A 16,297-nucleotide genomic window follows, 5' to 3' on the forward strand; every position below is an offset into this window, starting at 1 on the left:
CCGCATGTCCGACATGTCTTTGCCGCCGCTGTCGTTGCTTCCGCTGGATGACACGGCCACCGCGTCCCGTTCGCTGCCGAAGTCGGGCGCTCCCGAGGCCTCGGCCGCGACCGGCTCGCCGGCGCCCGCCCCGGCCGACGCCGCGGGTGGCGTCTTCGCCTGGCCCGCACCCACCGAGCCGGGCTACCCGGCGGCCACCGCCTTCGCCGAACCCGAGCCCTGCGAGATCGAGGGCTTGAACGGCACCGTCAGCGCCGCGCTGCTGCTGGCCATCGACGCCGCAGCCGGCGTGGTCAGCATCCGGCGCAAGCAGTCGCGCGCGGCCGTGCCGCTCAAGCTCAGCCAGTTCCGCCGCCTGACGCTGATGCGTCCGCTGTCGCCGCTGCCGGCGGCCGAGGGCAGCGCCTTCGACGACACCACGCCGCTGCCGCTGCGCGGCGGCAGCACCGAGGGCGGCTGCCGCCTGCGCCTGCGCGACGGCTCGGTGGTGCTGGTGAACTGCCGCTCGCACGTGGACACGCCGCTGGGCCTGTTCACCTTCGCACCGATCAACACCGACGGCGACCTGCTGCGCAGCCTGTACCCGCGGCCGATGCTGGTGAGCGTGGAGTTCAACCTGCGCCAGCCCGAGAACCAGGGCACCGAGAACCCGGCCACGCCGCGCCGCCGCGCCGGCGACCTGATCGGCGGCGAGCTGATCCGCCTGCCCGAGCAGCTGCGCGCGGCCATCGAGGCCCAGGCGCGCATGCCCATGGTGCGCATCGGCGAGGCGCTGGTGGCGCTGGGCACCATCACCAAGGAGCAGTTGTCCGACGCGCTGCAAGTGCAAAAGCGCGAGCGCAACGTGCCGCTGGGCGAGTTGCTGGTGCGCCTGGGCCAGGTGACGCCCGAGCAGCTACAGACCGCGCTGTCGCGCAAGATGGGCTACCCGGTGGTCGACGTGATGGAGTTCCCGGTGGAGCCCACGGCCGCGTTGCGCCTGCCGATGGCGGTGGCGCGCCGGCTCTCCGCGCTGCCGCTGATGAACCATGTCGGCCGCCTGGTGGTGGCGGTGGAGGACCCGTCGGCCCGCAAGGTGATCGACGAGATCGAGTTCAGCGCGCAGTGCAAGGTGCTGCCGGTGCTGGCCCCCACCGGCAAGCTGGGGCGCGCGGTCGACCGCGTGTACCTGCGCCTGGGCGAGGACGGCATCGATCCCGGCGGCGACCTGGCCAGCCCGTTCACGATGTACAGCAGCGATCAGACCGAAAAGGCCGACAAGCTGCTGGCCAACCTCGAGATCGAGCAGGGCAGCGACGCCGACGAAGGCCCGGCCATCGAGCAGAGCGACAACTCGCTGGTGCGCCTGATCAACACCATGATCCAGGAGGCGCGCGCGCAGGGCGTCTCGGACATCCACATCGAATGCCCGCCCAGCCCGGCCAAGGTGCAGGTGCGCTTCCGCCGCGACGGCGTGCTGCGGCCCTACATCGAGCTGCCGGCCAGCTACCGCAGCGCGATGGTGGCGCGGCTGAAGATCATGTGCGACCTCGACATTTCCGAGAAGCGCAAGCCGCAGGACGGCAAGATCAACTTCGGCCGCTGGGTGCCGGGCCAGAAGCTCGAGCTGCGCGTGGCCACCATCCCCACCGCCAGCGGCTACGAGGACGTGGTGATGCGCCTGCTGGCCAGCGCCCGCGCGCTGCCGCTGGAGAGCATGGGCATGCAGCCCGACACGCTGTCACGGCTGAAGCACGCCATCGAGCGTCCCTACGGCATGGTGCTGTGCGTGGGCCCCACCGGCAGCGGCAAGACGACCACGCTGCACGCCGCGCTGGCGCATCTGAACACGCCCGACCGCAAGATCTGGACGGCCGAGGACCCGGTGGAAATCAGCCAGCCCGGCCTGCGCCAGGTGCAGGTGAACGCGCGCATCGACTGGACCTTCGCGAATGCGCTACGCGCCTTCCTGCGCGCCGACCCCGACGTGGTGATGGTGGGCGAGATCCGCGACAAGGAGACCGCGCAGATGGCCATCGAGGCCTCGCTGACCGGCCACCTGGTGCTGAGCACGCTGCACACCAACAGCGCGCCCGAGACCGTGATCCGCCTGCTGGACATGGGCATGGACCCGTTCAGCTTCGCCGACAGCCTGCTGGCCGTGCTGGCGCAGCGCCTGGTGCGGCGCTGGTGCCCGCAGTGCGTCACCGCGCAACCGGCCACGCTGGAAGAAACCGAGCTGCTGCTCGACGAGTACCTGCACGCCTACCCGGACGGCGCAGCGGCTCCCACGCGCGATGCGCTGCTGGCCGACTGGACGCAGCGCTACGGGCAGGACGGCGCGCTGCTGCGCCACCACGCGCCCGGTTGCAAGCGCTGCAACGGCAGCGGCTACTCGGGCCGCGTGGGCCTGCACGAGCTGCTGCTGATCAGCCGCGAACAGCGCCACCTGATCCAGACCACGGCCGCGGCCGAGCAGATCCAGGCCCTGGGCATGCGCGAAGGCATGCGCACGCTGCGCCAGGACGGCATCCTGAAGGTGCTGGCCGGCCTGACCTCGATCGACGAGGTCAGAGCCACCAGCAACAGCTGATCGAAGCGGCGCCGACCGAGCGCCGGGCCGCCCCAAGCCGGCCGGCGACCCGCCCGGCAGGTGGCCCCGCGTCACCGCGAGGCCGGGTGCCCCAGTTCAAGGCTGCCGCCAGGTCACCTTGGCAGCGTTGAACATGCGCTTGAGCTCGCCCGAGGTCGCCAGGCCGTTCATCGCGGCCTGCACCGCCTGCGCCAGGTCCTCGGACTCCTTCTTCACCGCACAGCCCACGGCCCAGCCGTCGCGGCCGCGCGGGATGGGCAGCGGCTCGATCGAGAAGCGCGGGTCGCCGCCCAGCACCGACTCCAGCTCCGACGCATGGCCAGCCGCGGCCGCCACCTCGCCGGCCGCCAGCGCGCGGGCGGCCTCGCAGCCGTCCTTCAGCTTGGTGACCAGGCGCTCGCGGTACTTGCCGCCGTCGGCGCCGATCAGCAGCCAGCCCGCCAGACTCAGGCCTGGCACCGCGATGCGCTGCTGCGCCGCGATGTCGTCCAGCGAATCGAACTTGGGCACGGCCTTCAGGTCGCGGGCGATCATCACCCGCTCACGGAAGTACGGCGCGAAGATCTGCACCTTCGGGTTGCCCAGCATCAGCGGGCGGTCCACCGGAACGTGCAGCAGCACATCGGCCGGGCCCCAGCCCAGGTAATGCCCCTTCCAGACCATGTTGCGCAGGTCGTCGTCCATGTTCTCGCCGGCATGGAAGGGCAGCAGCGAGGCCTTGACGCCCAGCGCCTGGGCCAGCGCGTTGGCCATCTCCACCTCGATGCCCTTGCCGTCCACATGGAACGGCGGCAGCTCGTGGTACAGGCCCACGGTGAGGGTGCCACGGGCGCGGATGCGCGCCAGCGCGCTCTGGCCGTCCTGCGCCAGCGCGGCCAGCGGCGTGGCCGTGGTGGCCAGCGCGGCCGCGCCGGCGGCCAGCAGTTGGCGGCGGCCCAGGGCCGCCGGATCTCGTTGCGTCATGGTGTCTCCAGGGGGTGACGCAGTATCGAACCGCCACCCCCGGCCCTGAGGCCGGCGGGGTCACGGCGGTCAACTTGCCCAGGTCGTCGCCCGGGTCAGACCGGCAGGCGCGCGATCAGAAGGCGCGCTCGCGGCGCGTCTCCAGATAGGCCTTGATCGACCACATGGCTTCCTGGTTCAGGATGCCTTCGAACGGGGGCATGTAGACGGCGCCGTTGCGCACCTTGCCGCGGCGCACGCTGGACAGGTAGTAGTCGTCCACGTCCTTCACGCAGGCGGCGCGCTTCTTCTCGTCCTTCAGGCCGGCGCACTCGTTGTCGAGCTTGCGCAGATCGGGCGCGATGCCACCGGAGATGGCCTCCAGGCCGTGGCAGCGGGCGCAGTTCTGGTTGTAGGCCGAGGTGCCGATCTTGATCGCCTTGTCGTTCTTGCGATACGGGTTCTCGGCACGCCACTGCTCGCCCAGTTGGGGCAGGTCCTTGGTGTCCACGGCCTGCGGCGTCACGTCGCCGTGCGACCAGGCGGTGGCGGCGGCCAGGGCCAGCGCGGCGGCCACACCGGCGCGGCGCAGGATGAAAGAGGGCTTGAAGGTGCTCGACATGTTGCTGTCTCCGTCCATTGATGAAACACGACCGGCGGGCCCGTCTGCAAACGCCATGCCATCCAATTCCTGGGCCGCGAAGCGCGGATGATGCCCCAGCGCATCCGCACTGGCCCACCCCCTGGCGACCCTGCGCGTGACACTTCGCGCTACCATCGCGCCCCTCGGTAGCGGTTTTGTGCCGATATGGAGCAATCCGGGCTCGGCCCGGGTCTTGCGATGTGTGCCGCCGCGGCGCCGGGAGAGGTGCCCGCGACAGGAGACAACCGCCACCGAGCGGGCAGGAGAAGAGCACATGCGAGGGCCGTTTCACCCGGCGTTCGGTAGTCAGGGCATCCGCCGCGCCAGCGACGCGCCCGCCCGACCGATCGCCTCCAGCCTCAATCTGGGCCACGATCACATCGACAAGATCGAGCAGTCGCACGAACGCTGCGCTGCACTCGGCGTGTCGCGCATCGACGCGCCCGATCTGTCGCCGCTGGCCCGGCCCGACATGGTGGTGGTGCGCGACCGCAACCGCCGCCTGCACGAGCATGCCGCGCCGGTGATGGAGATGCTCTACGAGCAGATCGTGAACACCGAGAACATGGTGGTGCTGACCGATGCCACGGGCACCATCATCCACTCGATCGGCGACGACGATTTCCTCAGCCGCGCCAGCAAGGTGGCACTGCAGCCGGGCGTGAACTGGAGCGAGACCACCAAGGGCACCAATGCCATCGGCACGGCCCTGGTGGAAGAGACGCCCACGCTCGTGCACGCCGACGAGCACTACCTGCACGCCAACCACTTCCTCACCTGCTCGGCCGCGCCCATCCTCGATCCGCGCGGCAACATCCTGGGCGTGCTGGACGTGTCGGGCGACCAGCGCAGCTACCACCAGCACACGATGGCGCTGGTGAAGATGTCGGCGCGCATGATCGAGAACCACTGGCTGACGGACGACTACCGCAACGTCATGCGGGTGCACTTCCACAGCCGCGTCGAGTTCATCGGCACGCTGATGGAGGGCATCCTGGCGATCAGCGCCGACGGCAAGATCGTCGGCGCCAACCGTGGTGCGCTGGAGCAGCTGGGCCTGAGCGGCGCGGCGCTGCGCATGCACAGCCTCACCACGCTGTTCGGCACCACGGTGGGCGCACTGGTCGATCGCTTCCGCAGCCCGCTGGCCACGCCGATGCCGGTGCACCTGAACGGCGGCCGCCAGTTCCACATCCACGCCCGCTTCAACTGGCCGGTGTGGACCAGCCTGGCCGAGGCGGTGTCGGGGGCGGCGGTCGAGCCGGCCGCCGGCACGCGCGAGGCCGGCTTCGACGGCAGCGGCACCGCGGCCGAGGCCGGCGCCAGCCCGGTGGCCAGCGGCGGCGGCGGCGGCATCGGCACCGCGGCGCCGCGCAGCGAGCGCAGCAGTTCCGGCCTCGACCAGCTGCGCACCGGCGACGCCCAGGTGGCCAGCGTGATCGACAAGATCCGCCGCGTGCTCGACCGCGACATCCCGATCCTGGTGCTGGGCGAGACCGGCACCGGCAAGGAGCTGCTGGCGCGCGCCATCCACATGGATTCGGCCCGCGCCAAGCAGCCCTTCGTGGCGGTGAACTGCGCCTCCATCCCCGAGACCCTGATCGAGGCCGAGCTGTTCGGCTACGAGGACGGCGCCTTCACCGGCGCGCGCCGCAAAGGCCAGGTGGGCAAGATCGTGCAGGCCAACGGCGGCACGCTGTTCCTCGACGAGATCGGCGACATGCCGATCGGCCTGCAGGCCCACCTGCTGCGCGTGCTGCAGGAGCGCCAGGTCACGCCGCTGGGCAGCACCAAGAGCGTGGCGGTGGATGTGTCCATCATCTGCGCCACGCACCGCAACCTGCGCGAGATGATCGACGCCAAGCAGTTCCGCGAGGATCTGTTCTACCGCCTCAACGGCCTGGCCGTGCGACTGCCGCCGCTGCGCGAGCGCAGCGACCTGATGGTGCTGGTGCGCCGCATCCTTGACCGCCAGCTCGGCGAGGGCCGCGGCGACGAGCGCGGCACGCGCCGGCTCGACCTCACGCCCGAGGTGGTACGCCTGTTCGAGCGCTACCCCTGGCCGGGCAATGTGCGCCAGCTGTTCAACGTGCTGCGCACCGCCGCGGTGATGGCCGCCAGCGAGTCGGTGATCACGCGCGAGCACCTGTCGGACGACTTCCTCGAGGAGTCGCGCGCCGCGCTGGGCGCCGAGGCCGCCGCGCTGCCGCGCGCCGAGCCGCTGGCCGCGATGACGCTGCCGCAGATGGCCGCGCCGGCGTCCATGGCCAGCCTGCCCGCCATGCCGTCGTCGATGGGCCAGGCCCAGCCCGTGGCCACGCCGATGCCGGCCGCGCCCGGCGGCCTGCCGCCCTATGGCGCGATGCCGACCCCGGCGTCGCCCGACTCGGCCACCGCGATCCGCTCGCTCGAGGAGCAGGAGATCGAGGCCATCCAGCGCGCGGTGGACCTGGCCGGCGGCAACATCTCCGAGGCCTCCAAGCGCCTGGGCATCAGCCGCAACACCATCTACCGCAAGCTGCGCTGGAAGAAGTGAGCCCGCGGGCCCGGCGGCCCGTGGCCCATGGCCGCCGCTACCTGAGCGGCGCGGCCAGCACCGACGGCTCCACCTGCCGCCAGGCACGCTGCCAGTTCAGCGCATGCCAGGGGTGGCCGGCCCAGCCGGCCGGCAGGCCCGGCCAGGCCGGCGCGGGGGCGGTGTCGGCCTCGCCGCGCTCCAGCGCGGCGCGGGCCTGGGCCAGCAGTTCCAGCCAGTAGGCCTGCAGCTGCCGCGCGGCATCGGCCGGCTGCGGCGCGCCCTGCTCGCCCAGAAAGCGCGGCGCCGAGCTGGCGTCCGTGTCCGACGCCAGCTCGGCCAGCCGGCCGGCCGAAGCGGCCAGCAGCGCCAGATCGGCATCGCGGCCGTCGGGCGGGCCGCTGCCGCCGGCACCGCTCAGCAGCCCTGGCGCGAACCACATAGCCTGGGCCTGGGCTCGCCACACCGTCACCACGCGCCCGTCGCTGCGCGGCAGGCGCCACCAGCGCCAGGGGCCCAGCGTGCCCTGCTCGCCCTGCAGCAGGGCGGTCGGCCGCGGAATCGGCGACGGCCCCAGGTCCACCGCCGCGGTGCCCAGGCGCGCACGCAGGCGCTGCACGCAGTGCGGGCACTGCTCGGCCATGGCGCGGGCCACCTCGGCATGGGCCCAGTGCCGCACCGCCCGCCCGGCCACCACGCCCTTGGCGCCCAGCACCAGCTCGGGCCGGGCCCAGGGGCTCACCACGTCGGTGATCGGCCGGCCCAGCTGCCGGCGCACCTGGCACGCCAGCCGGCGCCCGAAGGCCGGGCTGGGGCCGCTGCCCAGCAGCCACAGCCGCGCACCGGCGGTGGCCGGTCCGGCATCGGGCGGGTCGGCCGCCAGCACCAGGTTCGAGACCTGGCCGCGGTTGGCCGCATCGGCCTCGCCGGGTTGCGCCGGCACCCACCACAGGCCGGGCCCCAGTGTCTCGATGCGCAACAGCGGCCCGTCACAGCGGGTGTCCGCCGCAGCGGCCACCGGCGCGGGCCCGGACAGGCCGGCGACCCCCAGCACGACCGCGGGAATACCCTGTGACACGAGACACCGCCACTGCGCCGTGCTGACACAGCGCGCCACAGCATCGAACGCATTCGTCGGCCACCAGCGCCCGCAGCGCGACGGCAGACCCCGGCGCAGCGCGGCATATGTCTTGCAGCGCCAGTTCCTCCAAAAGCCCGTCATCGGCGGGCACCAACCAAGACCATGAGGGACGACCTTTCCATGACCGCCGCATCGGCCCAGCCCGGCTTGCCGCCCGACCCGAACCCGGGGCGCCGCCAACCGTGAACATCGTGATCCTGCGCGGTGGCGCCCCACGAAGGCGCCGCAACGATACGCGAAACCCCGAGACCGGCACGCGCGACCGCGGCGTGATGGCGATCAGCGACGGCAGCGGCAGCGGCCACTGGGCGCTGGTGAACATGTCGCCCGCCGTGGCCCACCAGCTCGACAGCGACGCCCGGCTCGACCAGCACCCCGGCCTGCCCGATGGCGGGCTGCGCACCGTGCTGCTGACCGATGCCCAGGTCGACCATGTCGGCGGCCTGCTCAGCCTGCGCGACGGCGCACCGATCGAGCTGTACGCCACGCCCGCGGTGTTCGAGGAGCTGACCACCGCGCTGCCGGTGCTGCCAGTGCTGCAGCACTACTGCGGCGTGCACTGGCATGTGGTGCCGGTGGCGGGCGACCGGCAGCAGGCCAGCTTCCGCGTCGAGGGCCTGCCGGGCCTGGAGTTCACCGCCGTGGCCACGCGCGCGCCGGCGCCGCCCCACATGGCGCGCGGCGAGCATGGCGTGGTAGGCGACAGCATCGCGCTGGCCATCCGCGACACGGCCACCGGCCAGCGCGTGTTCTGCGCGCCCGGCCTGGCCCAGCCCGGCAGCGAGGCCTTCGAGTGGATGCAGGGCGCCGACTGCCTGCTGATGGACTGCCCCGACGCCGAGGCCGCGCCCGACTGGCTGGCCGCGATGCGCGCACTGCCGGCGCGCCACAAGGTGCTGCTGGGCCCGGCCGACGAGGCCCTGCCGCTGGCCGACGAGGGCATCGCGCTGGCCTACGACGGCATGGAAATCTCGCTCTGACCACCCACCGGGCGGCCAGGCCGTCCCGCCCGGTCACAGACCGCAGGCAAGCTGCCCGGGCCAGCCCGGGCATTCCACAGGTAGGCTGCGGCGCAGCGCCCCGTTACAAACGGTGCCCAGACAAGCCCCCGGTGCTTTCCAGGGGCGACAGCGCAGCGGCCCGCGGCCGATGCAACATCCGCCGCATGAACCCATCCCCGTCCCACCCCGCGCCGGCCGCGCGCCTGGCCATCCAGTCGCTGACCAAGCGCTATGGCGAACGCACCGCCGTCGACGCCTTGTCGCTCAGAGTGGCGCCGGGCAGCTTCGTGGCCCTGCTGGGCCCCAATGGCGCCGGCAAGTCCACGCTGTTCCAGGTGCTCACCGGACTGTTCGCGGCCGACGCCGGCGACGTGCTGGTCGACGGCCTGTCGCTGCGCCGCCAGGCGGTCACGGCGCTGCGCCACATCGGCGTGGTGTTCCAGCAGATGTCGCTGGATCTCGATCTGTCGGTCGAGCGCAACCTGCGCTTCCATGCCGACCTGCACGGCCTGCCGCGCGCCGTGGCCACGCAGCGCATCCAGGCCGGCGCCGCCGCCGGCGGGCTGGCCAACGACCTGGCGCGCCCGGTGCGTGAACTGTCGGGCGGCAACCGCCGCAAGGTGGAGCTGGTGCGTGCGCTGCTGCACCACCCGGCCCTGCTGCTGATGGACGAGCCCACCGTGGGCCTGGACCCCAAGTCGCGCCGCGACCTGCTGGCCACCGTGCGTGCCGACATGGCCGCGCGCGGCACCAGCGTGCTGTGGGCCACGCACCTGGTGGAAGAGGCGGCCCAGGCCGACCGCGTGATCGTGCTGCACAAGGGCCGCCTGCTGGCCGATGGCACGCCGGCCGAGGTCACGGCCACGCTGGGCGGCACCGACCTCGAAGACGCATTCATCCGGGCCACCGGCCCGGCCGGAGACAAGAAGCAATGAACCGTTCCCTGACCGCCCTGGCCGCCACCGCCGTGCTGGCCGCGCTGGCGCCGCTGACCCTGCACGCCCAGGGCGTGGCCTATGTGTCCAGCGAGAAGGACCACACCCTCACCGTCATCGACCTGAAGACCCAGGCCGTCACCGGCACCGTGGCCACCTGCAAGCGCCCGCGCCACCTGCAGAAGAGCGCCGACGGCAAGCAGCTGCTGGTGGCCTGCACCGACAGCCACCAGGCCGACGTGATCGACCTGGCCACGCGCAAGAGCGTGCGCAAGGTGGCGCTGGGCGAGGACCCCGAGGCCTTCGACCTGTCGCCCGACGGCAAGACGCTGTTCGTCACCAACGAGGAGGACGCCGCCGTCAGCTTCATCGACCTGGCCAGCGGCAAGAAGCGCGCCGAGGTCAAGGTGGGCCAGGAGCCCGAGGGCGTGAAAGTCACGGCCGATGGCAAGACGCTGTACGTGACCAGCGAGGTGGCCAACCTCGTGCACCAGATTGACGTGGCCACGGCCAAGGTCACCCGCAACATCCCCGTCGGCAAGCGCCCGCGCCGCTTCGCGCTGACGCCCGACGGCGCCCAGCTGTGGGTGACCAACGAGCTCGATGCCAGCGTCAGCATCATCGACACCAAGAAGGGCGAGGTGCTGGACACCGTGCGCTTCGAGGTCAAGGGCGCGCGCGCCGACGACATCACACCGGTGGGCCTGGCGATGAGCAAGGACGGCAGCCGCGCCTTCGTGACGCTGGGCCGCGCCAACCATGTGGCCTTCGTCGATGTGAAGACGCGCAAGACCACCGACCTGGTGCTGGTGGGCAAGCGCGCCTGGGGCCTGGCGCTGGATGGCGCCGAGAAGATGCTGTACGTGGTCAACGGCCTGTCCGACGACCTGACCATCGTCGACGTGGCCGCCGCCAAGGCGTTGAAGACCGTCAAGGTGGGCCGCGTGCCCTATGGCGTGGTGGTGGTCGAGTGATGCCGCTGCGACTGTCCCCGCCCCTTGCGGCGGCGCTGCTGGCGCTGGCCGCCGGCGCCATGCCGGGCAGTGCCGTGGCCGCCAGCTTCAAGGTCACGCTGCTGGTGCCGGCCGACGATGCACGCCTGGAGCGCGGTGCGCTCGAACGCGCCGCGCTCGGCCACCCCACCGGCCCGGCCCTCGATGCACTGAAGCTCGCGCTCGCCGATGCCAAGCTCGAGATGGACGCGGCCGGCGCTGCGCTGCAGCTCGACACCGTGGCCGTGGCCGATGCCGCCGCCGCCAAGGCCGCCGCCACCAAGGCCGAAGCCGGCGGCGCGGCCGCCCTCGTCACCGACCTGCCTGCCGCCTGGACGCTGGCCGTGGCCGACGGCACCAAGGCCCCGGTGCTCAACGTCGGCGCCGCCAGCGACACGCTGCGCGCGGCCGACTGCCGCCGCAACCTGTTCCACCTGGCACCCAGCGAGCGCATGCGCGCCGACGCGCTGGCGCAGTGGCTCACCGCGCGCAAGTGGAGCCAGGTGCTGCTGCTCACCGGCCCCACGCCGGCCGATGCCGAGCGCGCCGCCACGGCCCAGGGCGCGATCAAGCGCTACGGCCTGAAACTGGCCGGCAGCAAGCCGTTCAAGCTCTCGGGCGACCCGCGCGAACGCGACCTGGCCAACCCGCTGCTGCTGACCCAGGGCCAGTACGACGTGGTGTGGGTCGTCGACAGCGAGGGCGAGTTCGCGCAGATGCTGCCCTTCCGCACCGCCCTGCCGCGCCCGGTGGTGGGCGACGGTGGCCTGGTGGCGCTGGCCTGGAGCAGCCGCTACGAGCGCTACGGGGCACCGCAAGTCACACGCCGCCTGGCCAAGGCCAACGGCCGCCGCATGGAAAGCCATGACTGGACGGCCTGGATGGCCGGCAAGGCCCTGGTGGCCGCGGCCGTGAAAGCGCCGAAGGGACCGGCCGCGGCCTTCCAGAAGGCGCTGGCCGACGGCGAGGTGGACGGCAGCAAGGGCGTGGGCATGAGCTTCCGCCCCTGGGACGGCCAGCTGCGCCAGCCGCTGCTGCTGACCGACGGCCAGGGCGTGGTCGGCACCGCGCCGATCGACGGCATCCTGCATCCGAAGAATGCGCTGGACACGCTTGGAGCGGATCAGCCCGAGAAGCTCTGCAAGGCAAGGGGCTCGTGATGCGACATGCCTTGCAAGCCTGGTGGGCCATCGTTCTCAGGGAACTGCTGAAGTTCAGCCGACAGACTGGCCGGCTGGTGTCGGCCCTGGTGCGGCCGCTGCTGTGGCTGGCGGTGTTCGCGGCGGGATTCCGCAACGTGTTCGGCGTGGCCATCGTCGAGCCTTACGACACCTATATCCCGTATGACGTGTACATCGCGCCGGGCCTGATCGGCATGGTGCTGCTGTTCAACGGCATGCAGAGCAGCCTGGCCATGGTGTATGACCGGGAGATGGGCCTGATGCGCCTGCTGCTCACCGCACCGCTGCCGCGCTGGTGGATCCTGTTCGCCAAGCTCAGTGCCACCGCCGTGCTGTCGCTGGCCCAGGCGCTGGCCTTCGTGATCGTGGCGCGGCTGCTGGGCACCGATCTGCCACTGATCGGCCCGCACACGCCGATGGCGCTGCTGGCCGCGGTGAGCGCGGCGCTGATGCTGGGCGCGCTGGGCCTGCTGCTGAGCGTGCACGTGAAGCAGCTGGAGAACTTCGCCGGCACGATGAACTTCGTGATCTTTCCGATGTACTTCATGTCTACCGCGCTGTACCCGCTGTGGAAGCTGGAGGAATCGGGCGCCGGCTGGGTGTACCAGATCGCCCGCTTCAACCCCTTCACGCATGCCGTGGAGTGGCTGCGCTTCGCGCTGTACGGCAAGGACCCCGGCCTGTCGCCGTGGATCGTGCTGGGCACGCTGGCGCTGTGTTTCATCCTGGCGGCCTGGGGCTACGACCCGCAGCGCGGCTTCGGGCAACTGACCAAGCGCGGCGGAGGGCCGGCATGAACTTCCCGTTCCTTTCAGGCCGCCGTGACGGTGCGGGCGGCCGGGACACTGGCGCGCGCGCGGCCGCGCCGGCCATCGAGCCGATCTGGCTGGAATGGCTCACGCTGGGCGGCATGCTGCTGTTCGGCAGCTGGCTGCTGGGCGTGCGCGGCGTGTGGGCCCTGCTGCTGAGCAGCGACCCCACCGGGCTGACGCTGGTGATCATCGTGGTGTTCCTGGGCAGCACGCTGTGGTGCGGTGCGCGCAGCCGCGAGCTGCAGCGCCAGCGTGCGCTGCTGGCCACGGCCCGCCCCGGCTTGCCCGGCCAAAGTGGCCAAAGCTGGGCCACCGAGTACCTCAGCGCGCTGGCCGCCGCGCCGCGCGATGCCGATGCGCCGGCCGACCTGCTGGCCGAGCACACCCACGGCCCGCACCACACGGCCTGGTGGGTCAACGGCATCCAGCTCAAGCTGGGGCTGCTGGGCAAGGTGATCGGCTTCTCGGTGCTGGCGCTGCAGATCGGCAACATCCAGAGCTTCGACCCCAGCCAGAGCCAGGACCTGCTGAAGAGCCTGACCGCCGGCCTGGGCATCGCGCTGCTGACCACCATGGTGGGCCTGGTGGGCAACATCCTGCTGGGCCTGCAGCTGACCCGGCTGGACCGCTATGCCGACGCGCTGATGGCCGACATCCAGCGTGCAGGGATTGCCCTGCGCTCGCAGCAACAGGGCTGAACACGACATGGCACGCCGCCGCCGGGGCCCCGAGGCCGAGGTCGATCCGTTCTACGACATGTTGTTCAACATGTTGATCGCCTTCGTCTTCTGCTTCATCGTGGCCCTGCTGGCGATGAACCCCAAGGCGCTGAAGGCGGGCGACATCCCGGCCAAGGCCGAATACATCATCACGGTCAGCTGGCCCGACATGAACCCCAACGACATCGACGCCTGGGGCCAGGACCCCGGCGGCAACCTGGTGTGGTTCCGCGCCCGCGAGGCCGGCCTGATGCACCTGGACCGCGATGACCGCGGCCTGGCCAACGACTCGATCGTCGTCAACAACAAGAGCATCGTGAACCCGCTGAACCAGGAGGTCATCACGCTGCGCGGATTCGCCCCGGGCGAGTACAGCTTCAACGCCCACTACTACGACAGCAAGGACGGCCAGCCGGTGGAGGTGACCGTCTCGGTGGTCAAGGTCAACCCGCGCGCCGAGGTCGTGTACTACGGCACCGCCACCCTGGCCCGCAAGGGCGACGAGGTGACGCTGGTGCGCTTCACGGTGCTGCCCGATGGCAGCGCCAACAACATCAACACGCTGCCCAAGCAGCTCGTGCAACGGATGTAACGCCCATGGGACTTGCCCTCACCCTCTCGTTCGCGGCCCTGGTGCTGCTGGCCACGCTGGCGCTGCTGTGGAGCCGCTGGCCGGTCTGGCTGAAGGGCCTGCTGGTGGCCGGCGTGGCCGTGTTCTATTTCTGGGCCGACGACGTGGTGCACAACCTGTCGGGCTGGCCCACGCCCGACGCCCTGCCCGAGCGCTTCACGCTGCTGGCGGTGGTGATCGAGGAGCCCAGCAACAAGACCGTCGGTGCGCTGTACCTGTGGGTCAACGCCATCGAGAACGGCAAACCGGTGCCGCAGCCGCGCGCCTACAAGCTGCCCTACACCAAGGACCTGCACGCCCTGCTCAACGAAGGCATGAAGAAGGCCCGCCAGGGTGTCAGCCAGATGGGCCAGGCCACCCCCAAGCGCGGCAAGAAGGGCCTGGGCTGGCTGCGCCCCGGCGCCGACGAACAGGAAGTCAAGATCCGCGACATGCCCGCGCCCCAGCTTCCGGAAAAGTGATCATGCGGCGCGCCCTCACCCTCACCGCGCTGGCCGCTGCGGCCACGCTGCTGCAAGCCTGCTCCCAATCCGCCGCCAGCGGCTACTTCCCGCTCGAGGCCGGCCACACCTGGCGTTATGAGCAGGTCAGCGAATGGGAGAACAACACGCAGGACAAGGAGACGGTGGAGCTCTCGACGCTGGGTGCCGAGAGCCTGCCCGACACCGTGCCCGGCAGTGGCAAGGGCTGGCGCCGGCGCAGCGCCAGCGGCGTGGACTACTGGCTGCGTGCCGACGACACCGGCATCTACCGCGTTGCAGCCAAGACCGATCTGCAGGCCGATCCCGAGCCCGACAAGCCCGCACGCTATGTGCTGAAGATGCCGCTGGCCGTGGGCACCAGCTGGCAGGCGCCCACCACGGCCTACCTGCTCAAGCGCGGCGCCGAGTTCCCGCCCGAGATCCGCCACACGCACAAGCCGGTGGTGATGACCTACCAGATCGCCGCACTCGGCGAGGCGGTGAAGACCCGTGCCGGCGACTTCAAGGACTGCATCCGCGTGCAGGGCACGGCGGTGATGAAGCTGTTCGCCGACCCGGTGGTGGGCTTTCGCGACATGCCGCTGGCCACCACCGAGTGGTACTGCAAGGGCGTGGGCCTGGTGAAGCTGGAACGCAGCGAACCGACCAACAACTCCACCTTCCTCAACGGCGGCAAGCTGGTGATGGAGCTGACCGAATGGCAATGACCCGATCCCCGCGCGCCAGCCGGCACCGCCACGATCCCACGCGCCGCAAGCTGCTGGGCGCCAGCGCCGCGCTGGCGCTGGGGCCGGCGCTGGGCGCCACGCTGGCGCATGCGCAGGCACCGTTCCCGGTGCGGCCCATCACGATCTGGCTGCCCTGGCCGGCCGGTGGCGCCACCGACCTCACCTTCCGCATCCTGGCCGACGGCGTGTCGCGCCGTCTGGGCCAGAAGGTGCTGGTGGAAAACCGTGGTGGCGCCGGTGGCACGCTGGCCATGCCCATCATCCAGCAGGCCCAGCCCGACGGCTACACGCTGGCCCAGTTGCCGCAGACCGTGCTGCGCGCGCCGTGGACGCGCAAGGTGCTGTGGGACCCGATCCGCGACACCACGCCCATCATCCAGATCTCGGGCGTCACCTTCGGCATCGTGGTGCCGGCCAACAGCCCGTTCAGGAGCCTGGACGACCTGTTCGCCTGGGCCAAGGCCCACCCGGGCGAGCTGAACATCGCCACCAACGGCACCGGCACCACGCCGCATGTGGTGATGGACGACCTGTTCGGCCGCCGCGGCCTCACGTTCAACCATGTGCCGTACAAGGGCACGGCCGAGCAGATGATCGCCGTCAGCACCGGCCAGGTGCAGGTGGGCGTCAACAGCAACGGCTTCGGGCCCTTCGTCGATTCGGGCCGCCTGCGCCTGCTGGTGACCTTTGGCGAGCACCGCACCAAGCGCTGGCCGAACGTGCCCACGCTGAAGGAGCTGGGCCACGGCATCGTGGCCACCTCGCCCTACGGCATCGTGGGCCCGGCGGGCATTCCGGCGCCCATCGTCGCCACGCTGCACGACGCCTTCCGCGCCGCGATGAACGACCCCGCCCACGTGGCCGAACTGGCCGTGTACGACCAGGAACTGGCTTACCTGGGCCCGCAGGAGTACGGCCGCGCGCTCAAGGTCTCGTACGAGACCGAGCGCAAGGTGGTCGAGCGCATGGGGCTGGCCAAGAGCGAGTGAGGCCAGCCCGGCCG

General features: G+C 71.4%; 15 protein-coding genes. 12 read left to right on the top strand and 3 right to left on the bottom strand.

Features of this window, described 5'->3' with window-relative positions; all coding sequences use genetic code 11:
- Positions 1-4: 4 nt before the first annotated feature.
- Positions 5-2,572, top strand: a complete 2,568-nt coding sequence (locus AACH10_RS03675) for a GspE/PulE family protein (RefSeq protein ID WP_341408999.1) — start codon at positions 5-7, stop codon at positions 2,570-2,572.
- A 96-nt stretch (positions 2,573-2,668) separates the two neighbouring features.
- On the opposite strand, the gene AACH10_RS03680 is transcribed toward AACH10_RS03675, so the two are convergent.
- Positions 2,669-3,535, bottom strand: coding sequence for a substrate-binding periplasmic protein (locus AACH10_RS03680; RefSeq protein ID WP_341409000.1), 867 nt, complete (start codon positions 3,533-3,535; stop codon positions 2,669-2,671).
- A 115-nt stretch (positions 3,536-3,650) separates the two neighbouring features.
- Positions 3,651-4,136, bottom strand: a complete 486-nt coding sequence (pedF, locus tag AACH10_RS03685) for a cytochrome c-550 PedF (protein ID WP_341409001.1) — start codon at positions 4,134-4,136, stop codon at positions 3,651-3,653.
- A gap of 295 nt (positions 4,137-4,431) precedes the next feature.
- Between pedF and AACH10_RS03690 the strand changes: the two genes are divergently transcribed.
- Positions 4,432-6,693 (top strand): sigma-54-dependent Fis family transcriptional regulator, encoded by a 2,262-nt coding sequence (locus AACH10_RS03690; RefSeq protein ID WP_341409002.1) that lies wholly within the window; start codon positions 4,432-4,434, stop codon positions 6,691-6,693.
- A gap of 37 nt (positions 6,694-6,730) precedes the next feature.
- Here AACH10_RS03690 and AACH10_RS03695 read toward each other — a convergent pair whose 3' ends face one another.
- Entirely contained in the window at positions 6,731-7,651 is a 921-nt protein-coding gene (locus AACH10_RS03695) for a hypothetical protein (RefSeq protein ID WP_341409003.1), read from the bottom strand.
- Positions 7,652-7,995: 344 nt separating this feature from the next.
- On the opposite strand from AACH10_RS03695, the gene AACH10_RS03700 reads away from it, so the two are divergent.
- From AACH10_RS03700 to AACH10_RS03745, 10 genes are all read left to right on the top strand, one after another.
- Positions 7,996-8,793, top strand: coding sequence for an MBL fold metallo-hydrolase (locus AACH10_RS03700; RefSeq protein ID WP_341409004.1), 798 nt, complete (start codon positions 7,996-7,998; stop codon positions 8,791-8,793).
- 185 nt (positions 8,794-8,978) lie between these two features.
- The gene (locus AACH10_RS03705) at positions 8,979-9,749 is read left to right on the top strand and encodes an ATP-binding cassette domain-containing protein (protein ID WP_341409005.1); all 771 of its coding nucleotides are present in this window, start codon (positions 8,979-8,981) and stop codon (positions 9,747-9,749) included.
- Positions 9,746-10,723 (top strand): PQQ-dependent catabolism-associated beta-propeller protein, encoded by a 978-nt coding sequence (locus AACH10_RS03710; RefSeq protein WP_341409006.1) that lies wholly within the window; start codon positions 9,746-9,748, stop codon positions 10,721-10,723. Before AACH10_RS03705 ends, AACH10_RS03710 begins: the two co-directional genes overlap by 4 nt.
- A complete protein-coding gene (locus tag AACH10_RS03715; protein WP_341409007.1) occupies positions 10,723-11,901 on the top strand; it encodes a type 1 periplasmic-binding domain-containing protein in 1,179 nt (392 codons plus the stop codon). The genes AACH10_RS03710 and AACH10_RS03715 overlap by 1 nt, the downstream gene beginning before the upstream one ends.
- Positions 11,901-12,719, top strand: a complete 819-nt coding sequence (locus tag AACH10_RS03720; RefSeq protein ID WP_341409008.1) for an ABC transporter permease — start codon at positions 11,901-11,903, stop codon at positions 12,717-12,719. Before AACH10_RS03715 ends, AACH10_RS03720 begins: the two co-directional genes overlap by 1 nt.
- Positions 12,716-13,432: a hypothetical protein gene (locus AACH10_RS03725; RefSeq protein WP_341409009.1), complete on the top strand. Its 717-nt coding sequence runs from the start codon at positions 12,716-12,718 to the stop codon at positions 13,430-13,432. Before AACH10_RS03720 ends, AACH10_RS03725 begins: the two co-directional genes overlap by 4 nt.
- Positions 13,433-13,439: 7 nt before the next feature.
- Positions 13,440-14,045, top strand: coding sequence for a hypothetical protein (locus tag AACH10_RS03730; RefSeq protein ID WP_341409010.1), 606 nt, complete (start codon positions 13,440-13,442; stop codon positions 14,043-14,045).
- 5 nt (positions 14,046-14,050) lie between these two features.
- Positions 14,051-14,545 (top strand): hypothetical protein, encoded by a 495-nt coding sequence (locus tag AACH10_RS03735; protein WP_341409011.1) that lies wholly within the window; start codon positions 14,051-14,053, stop codon positions 14,543-14,545.
- 2 nt (positions 14,546-14,547) lie between these two features.
- Positions 14,548-15,273: a hypothetical protein gene (locus AACH10_RS03740; protein WP_341409012.1), complete on the top strand. Its 726-nt coding sequence runs from the start codon at positions 14,548-14,550 to the stop codon at positions 15,271-15,273.
- The gene (locus AACH10_RS03745) at positions 15,270-16,283 is read left to right on the top strand and encodes a tripartite tricarboxylate transporter substrate binding protein (RefSeq protein ID WP_341409013.1); all 1,014 of its coding nucleotides are present in this window, start codon (positions 15,270-15,272) and stop codon (positions 16,281-16,283) included. Before AACH10_RS03740 ends, AACH10_RS03745 begins: the two co-directional genes overlap by 4 nt.
- Positions 16,284-16,297 lie beyond the last annotated feature (14 nt).

It is taken from the genome of Pseudaquabacterium inlustre (genome assembly GCF_038066595.1).
GTDB classification, from domain to species: domain Bacteria; phylum Pseudomonadota; class Gammaproteobacteria; order Burkholderiales; family Burkholderiaceae_C; genus Pseudaquabacterium; species Pseudaquabacterium inlustre.